Source organism: uncultured Nitrospira sp. (assembly GCA_902500695.1).
GTDB lineage: Bacteria > Nitrospirota > Nitrospiria > Nitrospirales > UBA8639 > Nitrospira_E.
In genome coordinates this window covers 5959-9048 of record CABVRQ010000052.1, presented here as the reverse complement: position 1 = coordinate 9048, position 3090 = coordinate 5959, and the positions used below count along the sequence as shown (strand labels likewise).

At 49.3% G+C, this 3090-nt stretch carries 4 protein-coding genes; 3 read left to right on the top strand and 1 reads right to left on the bottom strand.

What is annotated here, in order from left to right; translation table 11 throughout:
- Nucleotides 1-660 (top strand): hypothetical protein (locus tag AAH187_RS13095; RefSeq protein WP_342348908.1); only part of this gene is annotated, 660 nt, incomplete at its 5' end.
- Between the two features lie 389 nt (nt 661-1049).
- Complete coding sequence (locus AAH187_RS13090; protein ID WP_342348907.1) at nt 1050-1496, top strand: EamA family transporter; 447 nt, start codon at nt 1050-1052, stop codon at nt 1494-1496.
- A gap of 498 nt (nt 1497-1994) precedes the next feature.
- On the opposite strand, the gene AAH187_RS13085 is transcribed toward AAH187_RS13090, so the two are convergent.
- Nucleotides 1995-2720 (bottom strand): hypothetical protein, encoded by a 726-nt coding sequence (locus AAH187_RS13085; protein WP_342348906.1) that lies wholly within the window; start codon nt 2718-2720, stop codon nt 1995-1997.
- 185 nt (nt 2721-2905) lie between these two features.
- On the opposite strand from AAH187_RS13085, the gene AAH187_RS13080 reads away from it, so the two are divergent.
- Nucleotides 2906-3090: CBS domain-containing protein (locus AAH187_RS13080; protein WP_342348905.1), on the top strand; the 185-nt coding region annotated here is incomplete at its 3' end.

Here is a 3090-nt window from a genome sequence, read left to right as displayed (position 1 = left end):
GGCCGGGGGGAAGCCAACGACGACGCCAATATGATGTATTTCGGACGGTACCAATGGAATTTTTTGGGACGCGATCTGAAATGGTCACAAAGCGACGTGGAATTTCATGAGCTGCCCACGGGAAGCTTGGCCTTCGGTGCCTATACCACTGTCGGTAAATGTACCCGATGGTCATCGAGCGGATGCGGTACCTTGGAAGAGGACAATTCGGCGGGTGTAGCCTACACATCTGATTCTTCCGCTAAAGCCGGACAATACCGTGTGCAGGGCATGATGGAGGAATTCGCGTTCAAATGGCGGGGGCTGTCTATTCAACATGAATACCATTGGAAAGAGGTCAAGGACAACAGCTATCCCGAGGGTGCGCCGGGCTATAAGACCAACATGATGGGAAGTTATTCGCAGGTCGGGTATTTTCCCCATTATCTCATTCCAGCCGTTCCAAAACCCTTGGAAGTGGCCTTCCGCTATGCATTTGTCGACCCCAATATTTCAGCCCCAAATGACCGACGGCAGGAATACACGACCGTTCTCAATTGGTTTTTCGCAGGGCATAGAAACAAGCTCACACTGGATGGTTCCTGGCTCACGCTGTCCCAGCCGGCAGGTCAAAATCAACATGAACAACGGGTCCGCTTGCAATGGGACGTGTCGTTTTAAATCACCTCGGGACGCAAATCCCTACACGATGGCTTTGGACAAATTCACTAAACATCTTACCGTAATATTTTCCAGAATGCGGAAGTCGGCGTAGAAATCGAAGACCTGCCGCCCAGGGTGCTTCAGGAAGGGGAATCTGAACAATCGGATAGGTCCCTTCCAGGAATTTCCAGTCCTGGAAAAGAACATTCCATCTGGTGCGGAAATCACAGGCCAACGGTTTTCTTCAACTCACGCCTCTCTGCCCCTGTCAGGGTCCCTTTAACGGGCCAGGAATGCTTTCTCCACCGGCCGGTGTCTTTGGGTCGCCGCCGCGACTGGCTACTCCCGAAAGATCTGAAGCCTTACCTCACTGAGCCGCGTGTTATTTGTGGAGAAGCGAGTGATTTGTGAAATTTGCGCGAACGCACCCTATCCATAAAATTCTTGGCGACCATTCTCTTTCACTTTGGTTGCGCGGGATCCCTGGCGGCTTGTCCAAGCTTTTTCATCTCAACGTTCTAGCACATATAGGCTTAGCGCAAGCGAGTTTCATTTATAGCTCCAGCAGTATCTTTGTCGCCGCATTGGCGTCGTTTATTCTGGGTCAACGGGCTTCCAAGCAAACGTGGATGTGTATCCTTGGTAGCATGGTCGGCTTGGTATTTCTCCTCAATCCAAATTTTACCGAGGGAAATTTCCAGGGTCGGCTGATTGCTCTATTGAGTGCCATTCTCGCAAGTCTCGCCTACTTATTTATCGCTCGTGGTGGGCGCAAAAACTCTTCACATGTTGTCATCTTTTATTTCTGCTTGGTCACTGTAGCCATACATGTAGCGACATTTATTTTTTTCTAACCGATATGGCCGGATTCCTGGAAAATTTGGGGACTATTGATATTGGTCGGTCTATCAGCTGCGGCGGCACAGTATTTCTTGACATACGGTCTTTACCGTTGGCAATCCAACTGTCAACGCCGCTGTACAGTATCTCTTTCCTGCCTAAAATTTCACGGTGGGGATTGCAGTTTTTAACGGTGAAATACACAACTACGAAATCCCTGGCAGTGTCATTATACTGTCCTTTGGTGTCCTGATTCCTATTTTGAGAGCGAGCAAGGGGAAAGATGGCCAGCGGTCACACCGACCCCAGCCGCCGCGATAGTGTCACTATTTTCTGTTCTCCGAGGTCTCAGTAATAATCACTGGATTTCCTCTGCAAGGCCCCCGTCCCAAAATCCGTGAATAGTCTTAAAGAACGTGGGGCACACCATACCCCGGCACCCTCTAAGCCTCAGAATCAAGTAGAAGGCTTCCCTCACCTATGCCGAAGGACATCATGTGCAGGGGAAAACCTTAATCGGGTTCCCGTTTATTTAGCTGTGGCTGGGGAGAGATGGGATGGCCTAAAAATTCCCGATACCGAATGGCGACTTGCCAGGGCTTACCCTTTAAAAATCCCCCGATTGTTCCATCGGGAGATTCCACCAAAAACTCCCTCGGCTCAAAGACCAACAGACCGGGCTGCGCTTTTAATTGTTCAAGAGCATTGGTCCGAATAGAGTCCACGTCATAACTCGATCTCTGCGCATCCTGCCAGACCGGGGTTTTAACGGAAAAGTTGCTCAGGACAACGTAAAAATTTCCCCCGGCTACATAGAATCCGCCCGAAGTGGTAATTTGAAAATTCTTTTCAAGATCATCTGTTTCAATTTCGGCAGTTTCAAAGAAGGTGACCATCTCTTCCGGAGTGGCTTGACTCATCCCTTTGACAATCAGGGGAGCAAAAATTTCAATCTCTGATGTGCTGAATACCGGATGGGTCGACGAACTACTGGAAGCACCGAATAGACCTGTTTTTTCTGCCCGGATTCCTTGCATCATTTGGATCATTTCCTCTTTCGTGAACGACACTGGATGATCATAGCCTTTACCGCCATAGGCATCCGGCATAGCCTGCAAGGCAACCACACGCTTGGGACTATCAAAAATTTTCAATGTTTGAAACTGGGTTGTCTGGCATCCTCCAAGAAAGATACCACCCACCACCATAAGACCCATCAACCCTGCAGATCGTTTCATACCGATATTCCTCCAATCAAACATGATCATCCTCCTGCCTTTCCGGGTCATTCTACCCCAGCCATCCGCCGCAAAAGGAGGGGAGCCGAAGAAATGTTACACATGCGTCATATACTTGCGACGCAGGTTTAATACAAAACCGGTACATTCCATCATGAACCTTCATACTAACAAAGGAGAAGAACATGGTACGAGTAGAAGAGTTAATGACCAGAGAACTGGCCTGTGTGGAGTTCACCCAAGCGGTATCAGTGGCCGCCAACCTGATGCGAATTCGCAAGATTGGGAGCCTGTTGGTGACACGTGGGGAAGAGTTAGTGGGAATTGTGACGGAAAGCGATATCGTGAGAAAGGTCGTGGCCTTTCACTT